The following is a 21,015-nucleotide window of genomic DNA, read 5'->3' on the forward strand; positions in this document are numbered from 1 at the left end:
TTTTGGCGACCTTCGTCACAGCTCAGCGCTAAAGTCGGGTTTATGACGACGGACATTCTTGCTCTGCACGCTCAGGCGCGGCCGGGTGACCAATCAGTAATCGAAGACGATGTTGTGTGGTCCTTGGAGGAACTCAACAATCTCGTTAATCAATATGCCCATGTGCTTCAAGAGCACGGTGTGAAATCCGGGGAGAAAGTGCTTTGGGTAGGGCAGAACAGCGCCGAGGTGGTGGCAGTCAACCATGCGGCACGCAAAGTTGGGGCGGTTTGCGTTCCAATGAACTATCGGCTGGCGCCCGATGAAGCCGCATATGTAATTGAAAACAGTGACGCCGTAGTAGTGCTGTTCGATATCGAACAGACCGAGCAGCTTGAGAACATTCACACCAAACTGCCGCAAGTTCGAGCATGGATAGCATTCCGTTTACGCGATGCTACGGCGCCTGATTGGGCCAGTGATCTCGATGCTCGTGCCGCTGCGGCTTCCACGGATGAACCGGTGCCGGTGGGCGATGACCCGACTGCTGGTACCACCATGATCTACACCTCGGGCACCACCGGCAAACCAAAAGGAACCGTGCGTCGATCCAACCCCGGTGCCACTGGTGGTGGCTTAGTGGCCCTTATCGGCTGGCAGCCCGGCGACGTGTATCTCTCGACCGGTCCGCTCTACCATTCGGCACCCCTTGGTTTCATGATAATCGTGCAGAGCCTAGGTGGTTCTGTAGTGATCCAGCGGCACTTCGACCCTGAAGATTGGCTGCGTCTGGTTGACAAGCACAAGGTCACCACTTCATTCTCGGCACCGACACCCATCCGTCGAGTGGTAGATCTACCTGAAGAAGTACGGGCCAAGTACGACACCTCCTCGATGCAGCGACTAGTAGCTAACGCTGCACCATGGCCTTTTGAGCTGAAGAAGAAATATGTGGAGCGAATTAACGACTATTCACTCTTCGAGGTTTACGGCTCGACCGAGTTAGGCGTCAACACGGTTTTAGTTCCCGATGATCAAATGCGTAAGCCAGGTTCTTGTGGCCGACCAGCACCAGCCGTTGAAATTAAGTTGATCGATGATGACGGCAACGAGGTAACTGAACCAATGGTGCCGGGCGAACTGTACGTGAAGTCTGAAGGCACCTTTGCTATGTACTACAAAGACCCCGACAAGTATGCCGCCGCGCAACACGGGGATTATCTCTCAGTCGGCGACATTGCCTACATGGACGACGAAGGCTTTTACTATATTGCCGACCGCAAGAGTGACATGATCATCTCGGGAGGGGTGAATATCTACCCAGCCGAGATTGAAGCTGTGCTAGTGGCTCATCCTCAGGTGGCCGACGCGGCTGTGTTTGGTATCCCCGATGACGAGTGGGGCGAGGCCGTGCACGCCACCATCACCTTGTATGAGGGTGGAGAAGTTAGCGACGCCGACCTTCAAGCGTTCTGCCGTGAGCACCTAGCTGGCTACAAGGTACCGCGCTCAATTGAACGGACCGAGGAAATCCCACGCTCGGCTTCAGGAAAAATTTTGAAACGAGAAATGCGAGCCCCCTACTGGGCTAACAAACAGCCGTAACCAGCTCCACTTAAACCGCGGTGTGCAGTCGCGGCGTAACGGAATTTCATACACCCGCTTTACCACAGCGGTGCATTGGTAGCTTAGAACCAAGAAGAAACTCACATACACAGCAAGTGGGGGCAATAGCTTTCAGCTATTGCCCCCACTTGCATTAATCACTCTGGAACAGCAACTGTGCTCTTACCGGTCCAGCCAAAGATATGCATACCATCCATAACCGTATTCAGGTTGCGAATGGTAAGCACGGATATCTTTACCAAGCACTAATAAAGTATCCCCGATCCAAATCTCCATCGGATTCACAATTTTTTCTAAAATATATCGCTGAATTTCTTCAGCTTTCGCGATCCGGTCGTCTTCATCGACAATACGAGTCTGGTCCATGATGAGCTCATCTAGTTCAGGGTCATCAACTCCATACCAGTTTCGGCTACCTTCTGAATGATATTGAGCCCTCAACCATTCGTCCGCCTCTGCAAAGGGCGTCTGCAAACCTACCGCTATTTCGTATTGCAGTTGTGGCCAGCGTTGGGTGATATAGGTGGCGTAATCGACGACCTCGATATCGGCCTTAATTCCAATTTCGGCAAGGTCAGCGACCACCCACTCCGCCACGCTGACAACCACTGGACCGTAAGCGGCAGTAGTCATAATCTTGGAATCGAAACCATTGGGGTACCCGGCCTCGGCTAGCAGTTCACGGGCTCGCTCAGGGTCATAAGGATTGTAACTCTTCAGCTCATCTTGCGAGAGAGCATATCGAGCTACGTGAATGTTGACAGGCCCTGTGTAGGAACCAGATTCATAGATGCCAGCACCAATACCCTCGCGATCGAGGGCCATGTTCATAGCTTGACGCACACGAACATCATCAAAGGGTGGTGTGGTCATATCGACAAAAAGTCGTACTGGCGAGGTCCCAATTTCTTGACGTTGGACAGCGCCCGGCGTGTCCGCCAGAATCGAGTCCGCTTCGCGACGGCTGATTCCGGCGATAGCATCCAGATTACCCGCACGGAATGCAGCAATCCGGGCCCCTTGGTCAGGTATAACTGGCATCGTGACCCCGTCAAGATACGGAATACCTTCCTCAAAATAGTTGGGGTTGCGTTCGTATTCGGTGGTGATGTTTTGTTCCCACTTCGTCATGATAAACGGACCGGTCCCAATGGTCTGTTTCGAAATGTCGTACTCGCCATCAATGCCCTCACGGGGAATGATCCACATATGGTGGTTGCCCATGTAGTTCAACAGTGGAGTAAACGGTTCAGAGAGCTTCAAGACCACTGTAAAATCGTCTGGGGCCTCAATCGAGATGACGTTTTGCAACATGTATGATTGAAATCCGCGCTTTTGGATCTCAGTAAAGGTAGCTACAACATCATCCGCCACAAACTGGCGGCCATTCACTGGTGGAATATCGTGCCAAAACACGTCATCACGAAGATGAAAAGTGTAGGTGAGGAGGTCGTCTGAAATCTCCCACGACTCGGCCAAATCACCTTTCATCGGCGCTTCCCCAAACTTGTATTCAGGGGAAAGGTCAACCCGTAAGAGCCGGTTAGATGCAAGCCCAACCCGGTTGTGCAAGTTAAAAGCCGCCGTTGCTAACGGGTCAAGTGTGTCGGCGTCCGAGACCCGGTTGTCACGAAAAATCCCACCGTATCTCGGTTCGCCCTCGTCGGCACCACCGCTATCGCTGTTCGAGCTACTGCCATTGCCGCCAGGACTGGCACCAGGCGTGTCATCCGAGCCACCGCAGGCGGCTAAAAGCAAACCAAGAACCGCGACTAGCGCGAGCAAGCGCCCAACACGCAAGTGTTTAGAACGCATAAATATCCCCCCTTGAGATGAGTATGTTTTGTGAGCAACCCCCCAGCCGCTCACAATTACAACATACCCGCTCTCAAGAGTTTTAGAAAGCAGTGGCCTTAATCATCTGCACCTATACCAGATTTAACCAGCGGCGGCTTCAGCTGCTTTTTTATATTCATCTACCAATATTCGCTTATACAGCTTCCCGGTGGGCAGTCGAGGTAGCTCGTCGCGGAAATCGATGGAACGTGGACACTTGTAAGAAGCCAAATGTTGTCTTACAAAAGCGTCCAGCTCTGAAGCTAGTTCGGGGCCAGCATCTTTGGGGTCTATTGGTTGAATGACCGCTTTGACTTCCTCACCGAAATCGTCATTCGGCACGCCGAACACCGCCACGTCGGCAACGGCTGGATGCTGAATGAGCACGTCTTCAATTTCTCGAGGATATATATTTACTCCACCTGAAATGATCATGTGTGCTTTGCGGTCAGTTAGATAAAGCCAGCCCTCCTCATCGAGGTACCCCACATCGCCCAAAGTGGTCAACCCACCGGCTCTTCGCGATTCAGCCGTTTTTTCAGGATCATTATGATAAGAAAATTCGGCGCCTCCGGAGAAGTAGATTGCCCCTTCTTCCATAGGGCCTAACTCTTCGCCATCAGGTCCAATAATATGAATCTTGCCCACTCGGGCTTGCCCCACCGATCCCGGACGTTCAAGCCATTCTTGTGAGGTAATGGCGGTTGAACCATTACCTTCCGTTCCAGCGTAATATTCATAGATAATCGGACCCCACCACTCGATCATCTCTCGTTTTACTGGAACGGGGCAGGGTGCCGCGGCGTGAATTGCAATTTGCAAGCTTGAAAGGTCGTGCTTGGCTCGCTCTTCCGGGCTTAGCCGCAGCATTCGAATAAACATCGTTGGCACCCACTGGCTGTGGGTGACTTTATATTTATCGATGAGCTCGAGAGCATAAGCCGGATCAAATCGTTCCATCACCACGATTGAGCCGCCAAAGCGGTGCACGTTAGTACAAAAACCAAGCGGCGCCGCGTGATATAGGGGGGCCGGCGAGATATAGACCATGCCGTCGAAGAACCCGTAGGTATCGGCCATTCGAGCAACAGCACCGGGGTCGGTGCTCGGATGGCCCTGCGGCAGCGGCTTCAAGACACCCTTCGGTCGACCCGTAGTCCCCGAAGAGTAAAGCATCGTGATTCCGTGTGACTCATCGTCAATCGGTATCACTGGCTGATCCTGTATGGCCTTTTCATACGATTCGAAGCCATCCACCACGCCGTCGGTCATAAGTTTCAACGAGACCTGGGGCAGTGATGCCCAATCAACTTCGCCGGCAACGCCAAATAATGCTTGCGAGGTAACGAAAACCTTGGCTTCGCAATCTTCAACAATGTAGGCCACTTCTTCCGGGGTTAGGTGGCTATTAATAGCGGTCAGATACAGACCAGACCGTAACGCTGCCCACACCACGTCCATAAAGGCGATGTTGTTTTCCATGAACAACGCCACGTGATCACCACGCGAAAGACCTGCTTCTCGCAACAGATGGGCTAACTGGTTTGAATTGGCATCTAGCTCGCCAAAGGTCCGCACCTCCCCCGAAGTCCCCATAATGACCGCTGGCCGGTCAGGATCGGAGGCAGCAAAAACACCGGGATACATCTATCGCACCAACTTAGGATCTAGGAAGTCTCGGAGAGTATCTCCAAAGAGGTTAAATGCCAGCACAATCAGGCTGATAGCCACACCTGGGAAGATGACCAACCAAGGTGCAATCTGGAAGTAAGAAGAACCGTTGCTAAGCATCAAACCCCAGGAAGGGTTGGGCGGTGGCGTTCCGACACCTAAGAAGCTCAGCGACGCTTCAGCAATGATCGCACCGCCAAAGCCCAAGCTGGCCACCACAATTAGTGACGGCAACATATTCGGAAACCCGTGCAGAAGCATTATTCGCATTGGGCCACTGCCTAAGGCAGTAGCAGATTCCACAAAGTCAAGACTCTTGATTCGCTGCATCTCACCTCGGGCAATTCGAGCCATCCTGGGGATTTGCAGAATCGTGAGCGCAATAACCACATTTCGCACGCTCGGACCAAGTAGGGCCGCAATGAACAGTGCCAAGACGAGCGGCGGCACCGTAAGCAAGGCATCGATTACGGATTGTGCGACTGCATCGACCTTGCCGCCCAGGTAACCAGCCAAAAGACCCACAATAGAACCGATAACAAAAGAGCCCACGGTGGTCGCGGCGCCAACATATAGGGAAATTCGAGAGCCGTGAATGATTCGGCTCAAGATGTCTCGCCCTAACTCGTCGGTACCAAACCAGTGACTACCATTTGGCCCTACCAAGAACGATGTTCGATCTTGTGCTACCGGATCGAACGGAGCAATCCATGGAGCCAGGATGGCAATTACGAGGAATGCACCGATGATCACCAGAGACAACACACCCAAAGGTTGAGTGCGGATAAACCGCCGAATCTCATCCATTCGGCTTTCTTTGGGGATGGCGGTTACTACTCCTTCACGGACGATGCCTTCTACCGCCGCCACCTGTGTTTCGTTGGAATCGGTTAAATCGGGTTGCAACGATGGATCAGCCACACTCATCGGCTTCCTCCTGAAATTGTTGACCTCATGCGGGGGTTAATCCACCCATAACTCAGGTCAACAGCGATGTTGACCACGATAAAGATTGCGCCATAGAGCACGGCACACATTTGGAGCACCGGATAGTCGCGAGTGTTCACAGCCTGGTAAACCACTCGCCCAAGACCTGGTAGCGAGAAGATCTGCTCGAGGATCACCGTACCGCCGAGCAGGGCACCAATTTGGATACCAACCAGAGTGATCACTGGGATCAAAGAGTTGCGCAGGGCGTGGCGAAATAACACGTTCCACTGGTTCGCACCTTTGGCTCTGACCGTTCGAATAAAGTCGGATCCCATAACCTCTAACAGTGATGACCTGGTTAAACGTGCGATGCTGGCACCAAGAGCAGCACCTAAGGCCAAGGCAGGCATCGCCAGTTTGGTGAGGTTACCAATAGGGTCTTCTACGACGCTCACGTAGTTAAGAGGTGGTACCCACTTCCAAACAATGGAAGTAAACGTGAGCATTAATAGTGCTAACCAAAAGTTCGGTAAGGAAAGGCCGAGCACCGAAATAAAACGCACTACGTTGTCTATCCAACCGTTGCGTCTTATCACCGAAATTACCCCGGCACCAACCCCGAGTATCAGCCCTAACACCACTGAATAGACGGTTAGGGTAATGGTTACTGGCAGTCGGCCAAATACCATTGAGGCCACCGAGTCACGTGTCGCGAACGACGTGCCAAAATCGCCTTTGACCGCACCGGCGTACCAGCTTCCGAGCTGAGTCCACACTGGCTTGTCGAGGCCAAACTCTGAGGTGAGCTGAGCTATTTGTTCTTCTGAAGCCACGGTATCGGCCAGTTGCATTCGAACGGCGTCACCTGGAACCAACCGAACGATTAGAAACAGCAAAATCGTCATCAGGTTCAGAATGAAAAAGCCATAGAGCAGCCGACGTCCTAGTAGTCGTAACATTTATCGCTCCCCCTCAGCCTTTAAAGAAACATGGACAGGCAGCCACATAATGCTCTGGGGCTACTTCGGTAAGCTTTGGAATAACCTCGGATGCCTCCGGGATGGCGGTTGGACACCGGGGATGGAAACGACAGCCAGAAGGCATGTTTGAGGGATCGGCCACATCACCACGCACTCCCGCACGTTCCGATACCGGACGAGCGGCATCGAATTGAGGAATAGCGTTTAAGAGGCCCTGAGTATAGGGATGCTGCGGATCGCTAAAGATGGCTTCGGTGGGGCCATATTCAACGATCTCACCCAAATACATGACACAAACCCGGTCGGCCAAATAGCTAACCACGTTCAAGTCATGGGAGATGAACAGATACGACAGCCCATGTTCTGCTTTTAGATCGTTCAGAAGGTTGATGATCTGCGCTTGGACGGAAACGTCGAGCGCCGACACGGGCTCGTCACATACGATTAGCTCGGGTTCGGTTGCCAGAGCCCTCGCAATGCTGATTCGCTGGCGTTGACCACCCGAGAACTGGTGAGGAAACTTAGCAGCATCAGCTTCGGTCAATCCCACCTGGCTAAGCAGCTCACCAATTCGCTCGTTACGGTCGCTGCCACGTGATCCAATGCCGTGGATCGCCAAACCCTCACCGACGATTTGTGATACCGACATGCGCGGGTTTAGCGAGCTGTAAGGGTCTTGAAAGATGATCTGAAGCTTCCGCCGGTAATCTTTAAGCTGGCTCTTACGTAACGCCGCGATGTCTTGGCCTTCGAATATGATCGAACCGTTGGTTGGCTTCAACAGACGCATAATTAAGCGTCCGGTGGTTGATTTTCCACAGCCAGATTCGCCAACTAGACCCAGGGTCTCGCCACGCTTGATGTTAAACGACACGCCATCAACGGCTCGCACCACACTTTGGCTGCCCAACGCGCCTCTACGTACCGAGAAGTGCTTCTCGAGATTCTTAACTTGGAGAAGCCATTCGTTGTCTTGCGAAGCGCTATCGGCACCTAGCTGCACCGGCGATTCATGCACATCGGTCATACCAAGGCCCCCTGGCTCATTTCTTCACTCTTGGATGGGTCACGCAACCAACAACGAGTTTCGTGGGCTGGCTGCCATTCATTAAGCACGGGCGCTTCATTGAAACAAAGTGCTGTTGCGTATTCACAACGGGCAGCAAAACGACACCCGGAAGGCATATTTCGAGCCGTAGGAACTACACCTTCAATGGCATAGAGGCGGTCGCCTTTGTCGGTGGCCACGCTCGGCATGCTTCGAAGCAACGCCTCGGTATAGGGGTGCTGGGGAGAGTGCAAGACCTCATGGGCCACTCCTTGTTCCACCACTTGGCCGGCATACATAACCACCACCCGATCGGCCATTTCTGCCACCACGGCTAGATCGTGAGTAATTAACAGCTGCGCGGTACCAGTTTCCTGCTGCAATTCTTGCAACAGTGCCAAGATCTGGGCTTGCACGGTCACGTCGAGTGCTGTTGTTGGCTCATCAGCAATCAACATTCGCGGCGAACACGTTAGGGCCATTGCGATCATTACCCGCTGGCGTTGCCCGCCCGACATTTCGTGTTGATATTGCTTGATGCGCCGAGTTGGATTTGGAATACCGACCAAATCGAGAAGCTCGATCGCGCGTTGGCGGGCCTCTTTCTTAGAAATCTTGTTGTGAATCCGTATAGCCTCAATGAGTTGATGCCCAACCGTATAAACGGGATCCAAACACGTGGTCGGGTCTTGAAAGATCATGGCAATTTCCTTGCCACGGACCTTGCGGTATTCCTGTTCAGTTAGTCCGGTTAGCTCTTTCCCGTCGAGCCGAACGCTTCCCCTAGCAATGGAACCGGTGTCTTCCAAAAGTCGCATCACGGCGAGCGCGGTAACGCTCTTGCCGGATCCACTTTCGCCCACCAATGCCACGGTCTCGCCCGGATGCAGCGAGAACGAGACATCGCTAACTACTTCGGCTGGGCCGTATCTCGTCTCGAATGACACTGCCAAGTTCTCAACCGCTAATACCGGTTCGTTCGCCCCCCCAGGCTCAACCGTACGGTTCTTGGCCAGGCTAGAAATCATAGCCATCGTTGCGTAACACCTCTCCCCCACAAGATGTGTAATTGTGAATGTTGTTAGTGGGGCACTTACCAGCTAGTGACAAATGCCCCACAGTAGTCTAGTAGTATTTAGCTTCGATCAAGCCACAGGTAGGCATAATGGTTGTAGCCGTACTGCGGCTGAGTGTGGTATCCCTTCACCACCGGAGACAGCAGACCAACAGCGTCGCCGATCCAAAGTTCCATGGGATTAACCACGTTTTCTAGGATGTAGCGCTGAATATCCTTGACGGCTTCAATCCGCTCGTCTTCATCCACGATGTGGGTTTGCTCCATGATCATATCGTCGAGCTCGGGATCGTTAATTCCGTACCAGTTACGTGCGCCCTCAGAGTAATACTGAGTGCGTAGCCATTCATCGGCTTCTTGGAACGGGGTCTGCAAGCCCACCGCAATGTCATACTGCTTTTGCGGCCAACGTTGCGTGATATAAGTGGCGTAGTCGACCATGTCGATGTCGGCGGTGATGCCGATTGCCTTCAGGTCTTCTACCACCCACTCAGCACCGCTAACCACGGTTTGACCGTAACCCGCTGTCACCATCATGGTCGTTGCGAAACCATCGGGATAGCCCGCTTCAGCCAACAGCTTCTTAGCTTCATCTGGGTCATAAGGATAGTACTCAGCCAGCTCGTCGGACGAGAGCGCGAAGCGCACGATGTGAGCATTAACTGGCCCCGTGTAACGACCGTCCATATACAAGGCGTCGCCCATACCGACTCGATCCAAAGCCATGTTCATGGCTTTGCGCACCCGAATGTCATCGAAGGGTTCCTTCTCCATGTTCACATAGAGACGAATTGGGGCAGTACCAATTTCCTTTACAAGGACTGACCCCTTGACCGCAGCTTGAAGCGACTCATACTCGCGCGGCGTCATAGCGCCCACGATGTCGAGCTCTCCAGCCCTAAAGGCCGCCGAACGGGCACCTTGGTCAGCAATTACCGGCCAGGTTACGCCATCGATATAGGGAATACCCTCTTCAAAATAGTTCGGGTTTCTCTCATATTCAGTGGTGATGTTTTGTTCCCATTTGGTCATTACGAAAGGACCAGTACCAATGGTTTGCTTCGAAATATCGTATTCACCCTCAATACCCTCACGAGGAATAATCCACATGTGGTGACTACCCATGTAGTTCAACAGCGGGGTGAAGGGTTCCGAAAGCTTGAGCACAACGGTCAAGTCGTCAGGCGCTTCGATAGAAATGACGTTCTCGAGCATGTACTTTTGGAAACCACGTTCTTGGATGGCTTCGAAAGTAGCTACGACGTCATCAGCTACGAACTTGCGGCCACTCACCGGTGCGATGTCATGCCAAAAGACGTTGTCACGCAGGTGGAAGGTATAGGTCAACAGGTCGTCGGAAATTTCCCACTCTTCAGCCAGGTCGCCAACCATTGGCGCCTCACCGTAGTCATATTGCGGGTCCATGCTTGGCTTCAGCAAACGACTGGATGCGAGACCAACTCGATAGTGCACGTTATACGATGCCGTTGAAAGTGGATCAAGGGTATCGGCGTCAGATACCTGATGGGCACGCAGGGTGCCGCCTCGGATCGGTTCGCCTTCGTCCGATGTGCCACCGCCGCCATCACCTCCATCACTGCTAGCGGTAGAACCACCACCGGAACCGCCACCACTACCCCCTGAGTCGCCTGAATCACTTCCGCATGCTCCGGCCAACAGACCTAAAGCAGCCAAGACGACTAACAAGCGGAAAAACCTCATCCGCGAATGCTGCATAACTTCCCCTCATCGTATGTTACGAAATGCAAATGATTAGTGGGAAACACTCAACCTGCACTTACAAGACAACTTCGTCGCCTCGAAAGTACGGTTAAAAGCGCTCCCTGAATCGATGGTTCGCTACATCAGTGCGACGCACCTAACGCTGTCGCCGGGCACCCCCTTGTCCCCTCTTAAGATTTGGCATCCCCCCGGATGCCTTCGGATACCTTAGCGCACAACTCGGGATAATGCATGTTATTAATCAATCGGATTTTGCCTTCTTCGCAGGTAGGACACCTCGGCATAATTCCGACAGGGCCAACTATTGAATCTGACCAGCGAGCCGTGGGTATTTCTTTAAGGCATAGTTAGGGTTAAAAGAAATCGAAGTACTTTACCCAGAGAGAGGACGGTCTCGTGACATCCAACAGCTTTGGTGCCCAAGGCACTATTTCAAGCGGCGGTAAAGAACTCGAGATATTTCGGCTCAGCGCCTTAGGCGACCGTGTTAACAAGCTCCCGTACAGCCTGAAAGTGCTGCTGGAAAATTTGTTGCGGCACGAAGACGGGGTGAACGTAACCACCGCCGAAATTGAGGCACTGGCAAATTGGGACGGCGGGGAATCAGACGAAGCATCTCGCGAGATTTCCTTCATGCCAGCCCGTGTGTTGATGCAAGACTTTACCGGTGTGCCAGCCGTGGTCGACTTAGCCGCCATGCGTGATGGTGTGGCTGCTCTAGGTGGTAATCCGGCTGCCGTGCGACCACTCATTCCTACCGAGTTGGTGATTGACCACTCAGTCACGGTGGAAGCTTTCAACTCGATGGATGCCTTCCAAATAAACGCCGAAGTTGAGTTCGAACGAAACCAAGAACGTTACCGATTCTTACGATGGGGACAAGCAGCGTTTCATAACTTCAGCGTTGTTCCCCCAGATACTGGTATCTGTCATCAGGTCAACTTGGAATACCTAAGCCGTGTCGTTTTCGTGAGCGAATCGGGCCAGGCATACCCGGATACCTTGGTGGGAACCGATAGCCACACCCCAATGGTTAATGGCTTGGGAGTTGTTGGCTGGGGCGTGGGCGGCATCGAAGCCGAAGCAGCACTGCTGGGTCAACCCATCTCCATGCTGATTCCCAAGGTGATCGGGCTGAAATTGCTAGGCGAACTGCCCGAAGGTACCACTGCCACCGACTTGGTGCTTACGGTCACCGAGTTATTGCGCTCAGAAGGTGTCGTTGGGAAATTCGTCGAGCTGTATGGCCCTGGCGTGAGCAATATTCCTCTAGAAAACCGGGCCACTTTAGGCAACATGTCACCGGAATACGGTTCCACCATCACCATCTTCCCAATCGATGATGAGACCTTACGATATATGCGTTTTACCGGCCGTTCGGAAGAACAAGTTGAACTGGTAGAACGTTACGCCAAAGAACAAGGCATGTGGTTCGACCCGAACGCCACACCAACCTTCACCCGCACCGTCGAACTCGACCTCTCAACCGTGGTTCCAAGCCTGGCCGGACCAGCCCGACCCCAAGATAGGGTCCGTCTAGATGAGGCCAAAGAACGCTTCGCCGACGCCTTATATTCTTCCATGCCGAGCCTCGAGCCGGGCAGTGCTGAAGCGGCGTCAGCAGCGTCGTTCCCAGCGAGTGACCCGCCCTCAGCCTCAGAAGGTGTGACCGGGGTTGGAGAACCTAGCACCGACGTGGCCACACCCGAACCGTGCGCCAACACTGAAGGTCGCCCTCACCGGCATGTCGAGGTAACCCTTGAAGATGGTACCGAAGTACCCCTAGACCATGGCCATGTGGTGATTGCAGCCATTACTAGCTGCACTAACACCTCGAATCCTCAAGTCATGGTGGCGGCCGGGCTGTTAGCGAAAAAAGCGGTTGAAGCGGGTATCAACCGTAAGCCGTGGGTGAAGTCGTCGCTGGCACCCGGTTCAAAGGTGGTAATGGATTACTACCGAGAAGCTGGCCTTATGCCCTACTTGGAAGCGCTTGGCTACCACTTGGTGGGTTTTGGTTGCACTACTTGTATTGGCAACTCGGGGCCACTCGATCCGGCGATCTCAAAAGCCGCCACCGAAGACGATTTGGCTTTGGTCTCGGTGTTGTCAGGTAACCGCAACTTCGAAGGTCGAATTAACCCCGACACTCGTATGAACTATCTAATGTCACCACCACTGGTTATTGCTTACGCACTGGCCGGAACAATGGACATTGACTTGATGAACGAACCTTTGGGTACCGGTAACGACGGCAACCCGGTGTTCCTGCGAGACATTTGGCCCACGGTCGACGAAGTAAACGAAACCGTGAATCGAAGCGTTAAGTCGGAAATGTTTACCCAAACTTACGATCAGATTTTCGAAGGTGACGACCGCTGGCGTTCACTTGATACACCTTCTGGCGAGCATTTCGCCTGGGATAATGAGAATTCAACCTACATCCACAAACCACCGTTCTTTGAGGGAATGACCGCAGAGCCCGAACCGCTGGCCGATATAACCGGTGCACGCGTTCTGGCGCTTCTGGGAGACAGTGTCACCACCGACCACATTTCACCAGCGGGGTCGATCAAAGCCGATTCACCCGCCGGGCTATGGCTGCAAGACCATGGTGTTGAGCCCCGTGATTTCAACTCGTATGGCTCACGACGCGGCAACCACGAGGTCATGATCCGAGGAACCTTCGGCAACATTCGGCTACGAAACCATCTGGCCCCAGGCACCGAAGGCGGCTTCACAACCCACCTACCAACCAACGAAATGACCAGCATCTACAGTGCCGCGATGCGCTACCAACAAGAGCGCACTCCCCTACTCATTTTGGCCGGTGCCGAATATGGTTCCGGTTCTTCCCGAGACTGGGCAGCCAAAGGCACAAAATTGCTAGGGGTGGAAGCCGTGCTCGCGAAAAGCTTTGAGCGGATCCACCGTTCAAACCTAATCGGGATGGGGGTCTTACCCCTCGAGTTTCTACCGGGTGACTCGGTGGAAACATTGGGGCTTTCAGGCCGTGAAACCTACTCTATTGTGGGTCTAAGCGAAGTTGCTGATAGTGGTCCGATTCCAAGCCAGGTAACCGTGCGTGCCGACGACAAAGAATTCGCCGTCAGCGTGCGCATCGACACTCCAAAAGAGCAGGAATATTATCGCCACGGAGGAATTTTGCATTACGTGTTACGTGAGCTTGCCCGCCAAGACGCGTAGCTAAGCAACGGCGGTGGCTGCTTACCTCATGTTTTGGGCAGGCAGCCACCAATCCGCGGTACCACATGGCGGCCGCGCGGCAAATTCTTACAAGGTGAGCGGGGGCAGCTCTACATCGTCATTCATTTGAAGACGACAAATTTCTACCCGACCAATTCCTCGAATCTCGATTTCATATGGCTGCGAGCTCGCGATCCAGTCGGGTGTCTCGTCGGTGGCCAAATTTGCTACCAACACCTCGGAATGTTCGCCGATGTCGCACAGCCGCGCCGCCAGGTTAACCGCTGGACCAACATAGTCATCACCTTCAAAGAGCAGGACCGCACCTAGTGCAGCACCAGCACGCATCGGCACTGGGGATTGGCAACAGCGGGCTGCCAATTCGACACAAGTAGCCATCATTGGACCGAACTCTAAGCCGACCAGCATGGCGCCATCACCCAACCATTTCGCAACCCGCACGCCACGCGCCGCGGCAACTTGACGCACAATTTCACGGAATCCAGCGAGCTCGGCAGTGGCGGCGTGGGGACCTTGCTCCTCAGTAAATAGCGTGAAACCGGATAGGTCGACGAAGCCGAAGGAACGTAACACATATGGTAATGACCGCCGAGATGCCACCTCCGCAGGCGGTTCGACCCCTGTTCCGACGCGAGCCGCTTGAGCTTCGAATGAGGCCGACGGCCTTAACATGATGTTTCGCTCCTAAGCAATAAAGTAACGCGCCTCGGCAACAGCAATCTCAGCTCGGGTTCGGGCGCGCTCACATCCCCAAACTACCTATTTGGCGTAGTTTTGGCTCATCTCAAACTGAGAAGTTCTGTGCCATAGATGAAGACCCCACTGACTTACGGCCAACCAGCAGTTTCACGCTATTATGACCAGTAGTCACATGAACGTTTCATCGAATTCTAGACCTAGGGGGGTCAATGGATTTCAACGCAGGCTTAGCTGAGATCAGCGACGAGCAAATCCAATCGGTGGTGCAGGCCGGCGACATTCCAGCATTGTTAGCGGCTCTCGCCACGGCCTTGGGCGATCTTCGCTATATTCCGGCTGAGCTAACCCCCGCACCAGCAGGATTCCAAGACGCCACCTACGGCCTCTCTCCCGAAGAAATCACCAGCGCCAAAAATCTTGCTATAGAGGGACTGGCGAAACTTCGTGATCACGTCCAGGCCGGTCATACCCCAACGCGCGACGTTGAAACAGAAAAACTTCGTCAGATTCTAAGCTGGGCTGCCGGTGGCGCATCAATCGATGAATACCTGGAGCTTCTTCAAGAAGAACTTGGCTTAGGCGATGATCTGCGAGCACCCAACTGGAATCTAGCGACCACAGCCCCAGACCGTAATTTTCGGGTACTAATAGTTGGCGCTGGCATGTCGGGCCTACTGGCCGCTCACCGCGCTCGCCAGGCCGGACTTGAGGTAGTCGTGATCGAAAAGAACGCCGAGGTTGGGGGCACCTGGTTCGAAAACAACTATCCGGGTTGCCGTGTTGATGTCTCTAATCTTTTTTATAGCTACTCATTTGCTCAACGGACCGACTGGCCAGAACATTTCTCAAGCCAGGAAGTGTTACGAGACTACTTCCAGTCGATCGCCCAAAAAGAAGGTCTAAACGAGTTAATTCGTTTCAACACTGAGGTGACGGAGATGCGCTATAACGACGACACCGCCACCTGGTCAGTATCGCTACGGCTGCCCGATGATTCTGTTGAAACCATAGAAGCCAACGCCATAGTTAGCGCCGTTGGACAACTCAACCAACCAAAAATGCCCGACATTAAGGGGCTCAATCGATTTACCGGCCCCTCCTTCCACTCAGCTCGCTGGAATCCTGATGTTGATCTTGAACAAAAACGAGTTGTGGTCATTGGAACTGGTGCCAGTGCCGCACAACTAATTCCGCACCTAGCAGAAACGGCTTCGCATTTGACGGTGTTCCAACGAACGCCCGGCTGGTTTCTACCTTCTCCCCAATACACCGACCGTGTGAACGACGAGGTTATGTGGCTACGCCAAAACCTGCCTACGTACACCAACTGGAGTCGTTTCTGGACGTTTTGGCGCAACGTCGAAGGCATGATGCCTTTCGCCACCGTCGACCCCAACTGGGATGGCGGAGAACGGTCCGTTAGTGCCGCTAACGACATGATGCGCGAGCTTCTGACCGCCTACTTGCGAAACGAGTTTGCCGAACGACCCGACCTGGCTGACAAGGTGATCCCGGAATATCCACCGTTCGCTAAGCGGTTCATCATGGATAACGGCATTTGGGCGAAGACGCTCATGCGAGAAAACGTTGAGTTGGTCACTGACGGTATCGCGGAAATTACCGCCGAGGGGGTACTAGATACGACTGGCAGGCTGCACAAAGCCGACGTAATAGTATTTGGCACCGGCTTTGCAGCCTCCGACTTTTTAACGCCTATGAAAGTAGTCGGTGCCAATGGTGCCGACCTGCACCAGACCTGGGATGGCGACGCTCGGGCCTATCTTGGCCTCACCCTGCCCCAATTCCCCAACTTTTTCATGTTGTATGGGCCAAACACCAACATCGTTGCCAACGGCAGCATTATTTATTTTTCAGAGTGCGGGGTGAACTACATCATTGACGCCATTCATCAATTGTTAGAGCAAGACGCCAAAGCGATCGACCTCAAACCTGAGGTGCACGATCGCTTTAATGAGGCTGTAGACCAAGAAAACCTGCAATTGGCCTGGGGTGTGTCAAGCGTGAACTCTTGGTACAAAAACGCCACTGGCCGAACCGCCCAGAACTGGCCTTTCACCTTGTTGGATTATTGGCAACGTACTCATCGAGCTGACCTCAGCGAATACGAAATCGTCTAATGCCAAGCCCCACTTGGGAGCGCTTACCAGCCGAGCGCAAAGCGGCGATAATAGCGGCCGCCGAAGCCGAGTTCGCGGCAAAAGGCTACACCCGCGGCAGCCTGAACGTAGTGGCCCGCGAAGCTGGCGTCGCAAAGGGCAGCTTGTTTCAATATTTCGACGACAAGCTAGACCTGTTTGCTTTCTTATGTGAGCGTGCCAGCCTCCGTATTGGGTCTTCAATGGCGAAGATCACGGCGGAGCTTGATTGGCCCAATGATTATTTCGGTTCGTTATCACAGTGGCTAACCGAGTGGGTTAAGTATTTCAGCCAGAACCCGATAGACCTGGGCCTCACGGCAGCAGTGAACCTAGAGCTCGACACCCACGCTCGAATCGCAGTACGCGATGTTGTCAATCGCCATTACTTGGCCGGGCTGCGTCGCACGGTGCAACGTGGACTCGACTGCCACGCAATTCGTGCAGATGCTGACACCGAAGCCGCGGTGGCACTTCTACTTCTGGTACTACCGCACGTGGCGCTGGCGGCCAATTTGCCTGGTCTTGATCCGCTGTTAAATCTAGATAACGACCCGAGCGGGGGCATCGAGCGAGTGGTGGCAATTCTTGAAAATGCTTTGGGGTCTCGTTGCGACGGACCCGCCAGCACCTAGACCAAGGCAGTATCGATGCAGCTAGGGCAAATGTCGCGCACCTAGCGTAATACCACCACGGTGGTACCAACCGGGGCCCAGTCGTACAGGAACTTAGCGTCTTCTAAACGCTGCCTGGTACATCCGCTTGACCGATACTGGCCAAGCTCTGCTTCGGTTTGCAGGAATGTTCCATTTGGCCGTTTGGGTATGGAGTGAAAACCTAGTGCCAAGGTATTTCCCCAGGTGTAGCGCACCATATATTCCATGGTGATGCCACCGTAGCCAGCCCAGGCCAACGGAGATTTCGAAAAGACACTGTAGGTTCCTGGTGCCGGGGTATTCACTCGCCCTGATACTGGATAGTCACGGGTAAGGAATCCGTCAGCCTCGACCAACCACACGTGTTGACACGAAACACAGTAAATAATGCGCCGACCGTTACCCGAGTTGGCAGGCACCACAGGAGGCGGTGCTTGCGGTGCCAAGGTCTCGGTGCGACTTACGAACTCGGCTGATTCGGAAAACTGCACCACCAGACCACCGCGCGAGAGGCTGCGGTTCTCTACCCTGGGCGCCCAATAGTTATAGCCCCCAAGGTCAGCCTCGCGGTGCAATACATGCCGGTACAGAAGTTTTACGAAATCGCCTGAATTGAGCTGCCCAAACCTGGCATCAAATTCGGCTGAGGCCGTGAAAAAGGTTGCGATCGAGGTGAGGCTTTGGCCTTTACGGTAGCGCGACACCCAAAATTCCAAACCACCTGAATCAGGGGCGCGTTGAAAGACCGCTTCGTAGAGACGCACTATGGAATCGTCCACACCGTTTCCGGTACTGCGGAGGATTATCAAAGGTTCGTCAATTTCAACTTCAACGTCTTCGATATCGGCGTTGGCTTGGCCCGCCATGGCCAACAAACCAACACTCAATACCAATAACAATGTCAAAAACTTCCGCACGCGTCTGGCCACGCTGGCATTCTAGGCGAGATCCTCGGGGCCGTACAGGAATGTTTTGGCAGCATGTTAGACAAATTGAGGTTTGTTTCAAACAGTGGAAATTGGGACTTTATCCCCTAAGCTAAACAAGACAATTTAAGGCTCGAGTGTTGGCGGATTTCGATTCGTCACCTAGAGCCACCAACAGCCAAAGCTGCCGCCAGTGAAACAAACCGGACTCAAACATTGGATGTTCTTCTAGTAGCTGGTAGAAATAATACGTACCCCTACCCCGAGGAGATCCATGAGCGACGTGATTGATGGCCTCATCGAGCGCGAGTACCAATACGGTTTTCACACCGATCTGGAAACTGAGGTTGCGCCCAAAGGCCTCAACGAAGATGTAATCCGCCTTATCTCCAGCAAGAAAAATGAACCGGAATGGCTGCTCGAATGGCGTCTCGGTGCCTACCGCCACTTCCTCACCATGGAAGAGCCAACCTGGCCAAATGTGCATTATCCACCCATTGATTACCAGGACATGCACTACTACGCCGCACCCAAGCCCAAAGGCCCGGCACCTAAAAGCTTGGACGAGATCGACCCGGAAATGCGCGAGATGTTCGACAAACTGGGCATTTCGATCAACGAGCAGAAACGTCTGTCGGGCATCGCCGTTGACGCCATCGTCGACTCGGTTTCAGTTGTAACCACCTTCCAAGAACAGCTAGCCGAAGTGGGCGTAATTTTCTGCTCATTCTCGGCAGCGGTTGAGAACCACCCAGAGCTCGTCCGTAAATATTTGGGCTCGGTCGTCGGTCCTCGCGATAACTTCTTCGCAGCGTTAAACTCCGCCGTGTTCTCCGACGGTTCATTCTGCTATATCCCGGCTGGCGTGAAATGCCCCATGGAGCTCTCCACCTATTTCCGCATGAACACCGCCAACACAGGCCAGTTCGAACGAACCTTAATTGTGGCGGAAGAGGGCGCGAGCGTCAGCTACTTAGAAGGCTGCACCGCTCCCATGCGCGACGAGAACCAACTACACGCGGCCGTTGTAGAGATCATTGCTCTCGATGACGCCAATGTGAAGTACTCAACCGTACAAAACTGGTATCCCGGTGACGCCAACGGTCAAGGCGGCGTCTACAACTTCGTGACCAAGCGTGGACGGGCCGGAAACCGCGCCAAGATCTCTTGGACCCAAGTTGAAACGGGCTCTGCAATCACCTGGAAATATCCAAGCGTGATTCTTCAAGGTGATGACTCGGTCGGTGAGTTCTACTCGGTGGCCGTTGCCACACACCACCAACAGGCTGACACCGGCACCAAGATGGTGCACATTGGCAAGAACACTAAGAGCACCATCATCTCGAAAGGCATTTCAGCTGGTAAGGCCCAAAACACCTACCGTGGCCAAGTAAAGATGTTGCGATCTGCTACCGGTGCTCGAAACCACACCCAGTGCGACTCTTTGCTAATTGGCTCTGACTGTGGTGCCCATACGTTCCCCTACGTTGAGGTCAAAAACGATTCCTCACAGGTGGAACATGAAGCGACAACTTCCAAGGTCAGCGAAGACCAACTGTTTTACTGTCGTCAACGTGGCCTGAATGAAGAAGACGCCACCACCATGATCGTAAGCGGCTTTTGCCGGGAAGTTTTCGACGAACTGCCCATGGAATTTGCCGTGGAAGCCCAAGCCCTAATGCGCGTGACCCTAGAAGGAGCCGTAGGATAAATGCTGCATATCGAGAACCTCGACGTTGCGGTCGAAGGTAAGCAAATCCTCAAAGGGTTTGACCTACATATCGAGGCCGGCGAAGTACACGCCATTATGGGTCCTAACGGTGCTGGCAAGAGCACCTTGGCCAATGTATTGGCAGGTCGTGATGGTTATATCGTCAGCGGATCGGCCACCATGAACGGCACCGATCTACTACCGCTGGAACCAGAAGAGCGTGCTGCTCAGGGGGTCTTCCTCGCGTTTCAGCACCCAGTAGAAATTCCGGGTGTAGGCAACATGTACTTTCTGCGCACCGCCGTTAACGCGGTACGCAAAGAGCAGGGTTTGCCCGAATACGATGCCATGGGCTTCTTAAAAGCCGCCCGTGAGCACATGGCCGAACTGGACATGAATGAATCTTTCCTAAGTCGTTCCGTAAATGATGGCTTTTCCGGTGGTGAAAAGAAGCGGAACGAAGTGCTCCAAATGCTAATGCTGGAACCAAAACTGGCCATTCTTGACGAAACCGACTCTGGTCTCGACATCGACGCTCTTTCCGTTGTGGCCCAGGGCATTCAGAAGCTCCGGTCTCCAGAACGCTCAATGCTCATCATCACGCACTATCCGCGTTTGTTGGAATATGTGCAGCCTGAGAAGGTTCACATCCTCTATGGAGGCAAGATTGTGAGGTCTGGCGATCAGCAACTGGCCTACGACTTGGAAGCTCACGGATACGGACCGGTTCTAGCCCAAGTAGGCGTATAGC

At 53.5% G+C, this 21,015-nt stretch carries 15 protein-coding genes; 6 read left to right on the plus strand and 9 right to left on the minus strand.

Annotated elements, in window-relative coordinates; all coding sequences use genetic code 11:
• Positions 1-42: 42 nt before the first annotated feature.
• Positions 43-1,584, plus strand: a complete 1,542-nt coding sequence (locus tag WC184_06745) for an AMP-binding protein (GenBank protein MFA7477577.1) — start codon at positions 43-45, stop codon at positions 1,582-1,584.
• 183 nt (positions 1,585-1,767) lie between these two features.
• On the opposite strand, the gene WC184_06750 is transcribed toward WC184_06745, so the two are convergent.
• The 7 genes from WC184_06750 to WC184_06780 form a co-directional block, all read right to left on the minus strand.
• Positions 1,768-3,420 (minus strand): ABC transporter substrate-binding protein, encoded by a 1,653-nt coding sequence (locus WC184_06750; protein ID MFA7477578.1) that lies wholly within the window; start codon positions 3,418-3,420, stop codon positions 1,768-1,770.
• Positions 3,421-3,543: 123 nt separating this feature from the next.
• Positions 3,544-5,088 carry an acyl-CoA synthetase gene (locus WC184_06755; protein MFA7477579.1) on the minus strand — a complete coding sequence of 515 codons (1,545 nt, stop codon included), beginning with the start codon at positions 5,086-5,088 and terminating at the stop codon, positions 3,544-3,546.
• A complete protein-coding gene (locus WC184_06760) occupies positions 5,089-6,039 on the minus strand; it encodes an ABC transporter permease (GenBank protein MFA7477580.1) in 951 nt (316 codons plus the stop codon).
• Positions 6,036-7,001 (minus strand): ABC transporter permease, encoded by a 966-nt coding sequence (locus WC184_06765; GenBank protein MFA7477581.1) that lies wholly within the window; start codon positions 6,999-7,001, stop codon positions 6,036-6,038. The genes WC184_06760 and WC184_06765 overlap by 4 nt, the downstream gene beginning before the upstream one ends.
• A 13-nt stretch (positions 7,002-7,014) precedes the next feature.
• Entirely contained in the window at positions 7,015-8,049 is a 1,035-nt protein-coding gene (locus WC184_06770) for an ABC transporter ATP-binding protein (protein ID MFA7477582.1), read from the minus strand.
• Positions 8,046-9,104, minus strand: coding sequence for an ABC transporter ATP-binding protein (locus WC184_06775; protein MFA7477583.1), 1,059 nt, complete (start codon positions 9,102-9,104; stop codon positions 8,046-8,048). Before WC184_06775 ends, WC184_06770 begins: the two co-directional genes overlap by 4 nt.
• Before the next feature lie 101 nt (positions 9,105-9,205).
• Positions 9,206-10,867, minus strand: a complete 1,662-nt coding sequence (locus WC184_06780; protein MFA7477584.1) for an ABC transporter substrate-binding protein — start codon at positions 10,865-10,867, stop codon at positions 9,206-9,208.
• Positions 10,868-11,284: 417 nt separating this feature from the next.
• Here WC184_06780 and WC184_06785 point away from each other — a divergent pair, with 417 nt between their 5' ends.
• Positions 11,285-14,095: an aconitate hydratase gene (locus WC184_06785; GenBank protein MFA7477585.1), complete on the plus strand. Its 2,811-nt coding sequence runs from the start codon at positions 11,285-11,287 to the stop codon at positions 14,093-14,095.
• 87 nt (positions 14,096-14,182) lie between these two features.
• On the opposite strand, the gene WC184_06790 is transcribed toward WC184_06785, so the two are convergent.
• The gene (locus WC184_06790) at positions 14,183-14,788 is read right to left on the minus strand and encodes an adenylate/guanylate cyclase domain-containing protein (protein MFA7477586.1); all 606 of its coding nucleotides are present in this window, start codon (positions 14,786-14,788) and stop codon (positions 14,183-14,185) included.
• 236 nt (positions 14,789-15,024) lie between these two features.
• Here WC184_06790 and WC184_06795 point away from each other — a divergent pair, with 236 nt between their 5' ends.
• On the plus strand, positions 15,025-16,953 hold the full coding sequence (locus WC184_06795; protein ID MFA7477587.1) for an NAD(P)/FAD-dependent oxidoreductase: 1,929 nt from the start codon (positions 15,025-15,027) through the stop codon (positions 16,951-16,953).
• The gene (locus tag WC184_06800; GenBank protein ID MFA7477588.1) at positions 16,953-17,606 is read left to right on the plus strand and encodes a TetR/AcrR family transcriptional regulator; all 654 of its coding nucleotides are present in this window, start codon (positions 16,953-16,955) and stop codon (positions 17,604-17,606) included. Before WC184_06795 ends, WC184_06800 begins: the two co-directional genes overlap by 1 nt.
• Before the next feature lie 41 nt (positions 17,607-17,647).
• On the opposite strand, the gene WC184_06805 is transcribed toward WC184_06800, so the two are convergent.
• Entirely contained in the window at positions 17,648-18,556 is a 909-nt protein-coding gene (locus WC184_06805; protein ID MFA7477589.1) for a DUF4214 domain-containing protein, read from the minus strand.
• Between the two features lie 271 nt (positions 18,557-18,827).
• Here WC184_06805 and sufB point away from each other — a divergent pair, with 271 nt between their 5' ends.
• Positions 18,828-20,264 carry a Fe-S cluster assembly protein SufB gene (sufB, locus tag WC184_06810; GenBank protein ID MFA7477590.1) on the plus strand — a complete coding sequence of 479 codons (1,437 nt, stop codon included), beginning with the start codon at positions 18,828-18,830 and terminating at the stop codon, positions 20,262-20,264.
• The gene (gene sufC / locus WC184_06815; protein MFA7477591.1) at positions 20,265-21,014 is read left to right on the plus strand and encodes a Fe-S cluster assembly ATPase SufC; all 750 of its coding nucleotides are present in this window, start codon (positions 20,265-20,267) and stop codon (positions 21,012-21,014) included.
• The last annotated feature ends 1 nt before the right edge of the window (position 21,015 follow it).

It is taken from the genome of Acidimicrobiia bacterium, from assembly GCA_041676705.1.
Lineage (GTDB): Bacteria > Actinomycetota > Acidimicrobiia > Acidimicrobiales > SKKL01 > Actinomarinicola.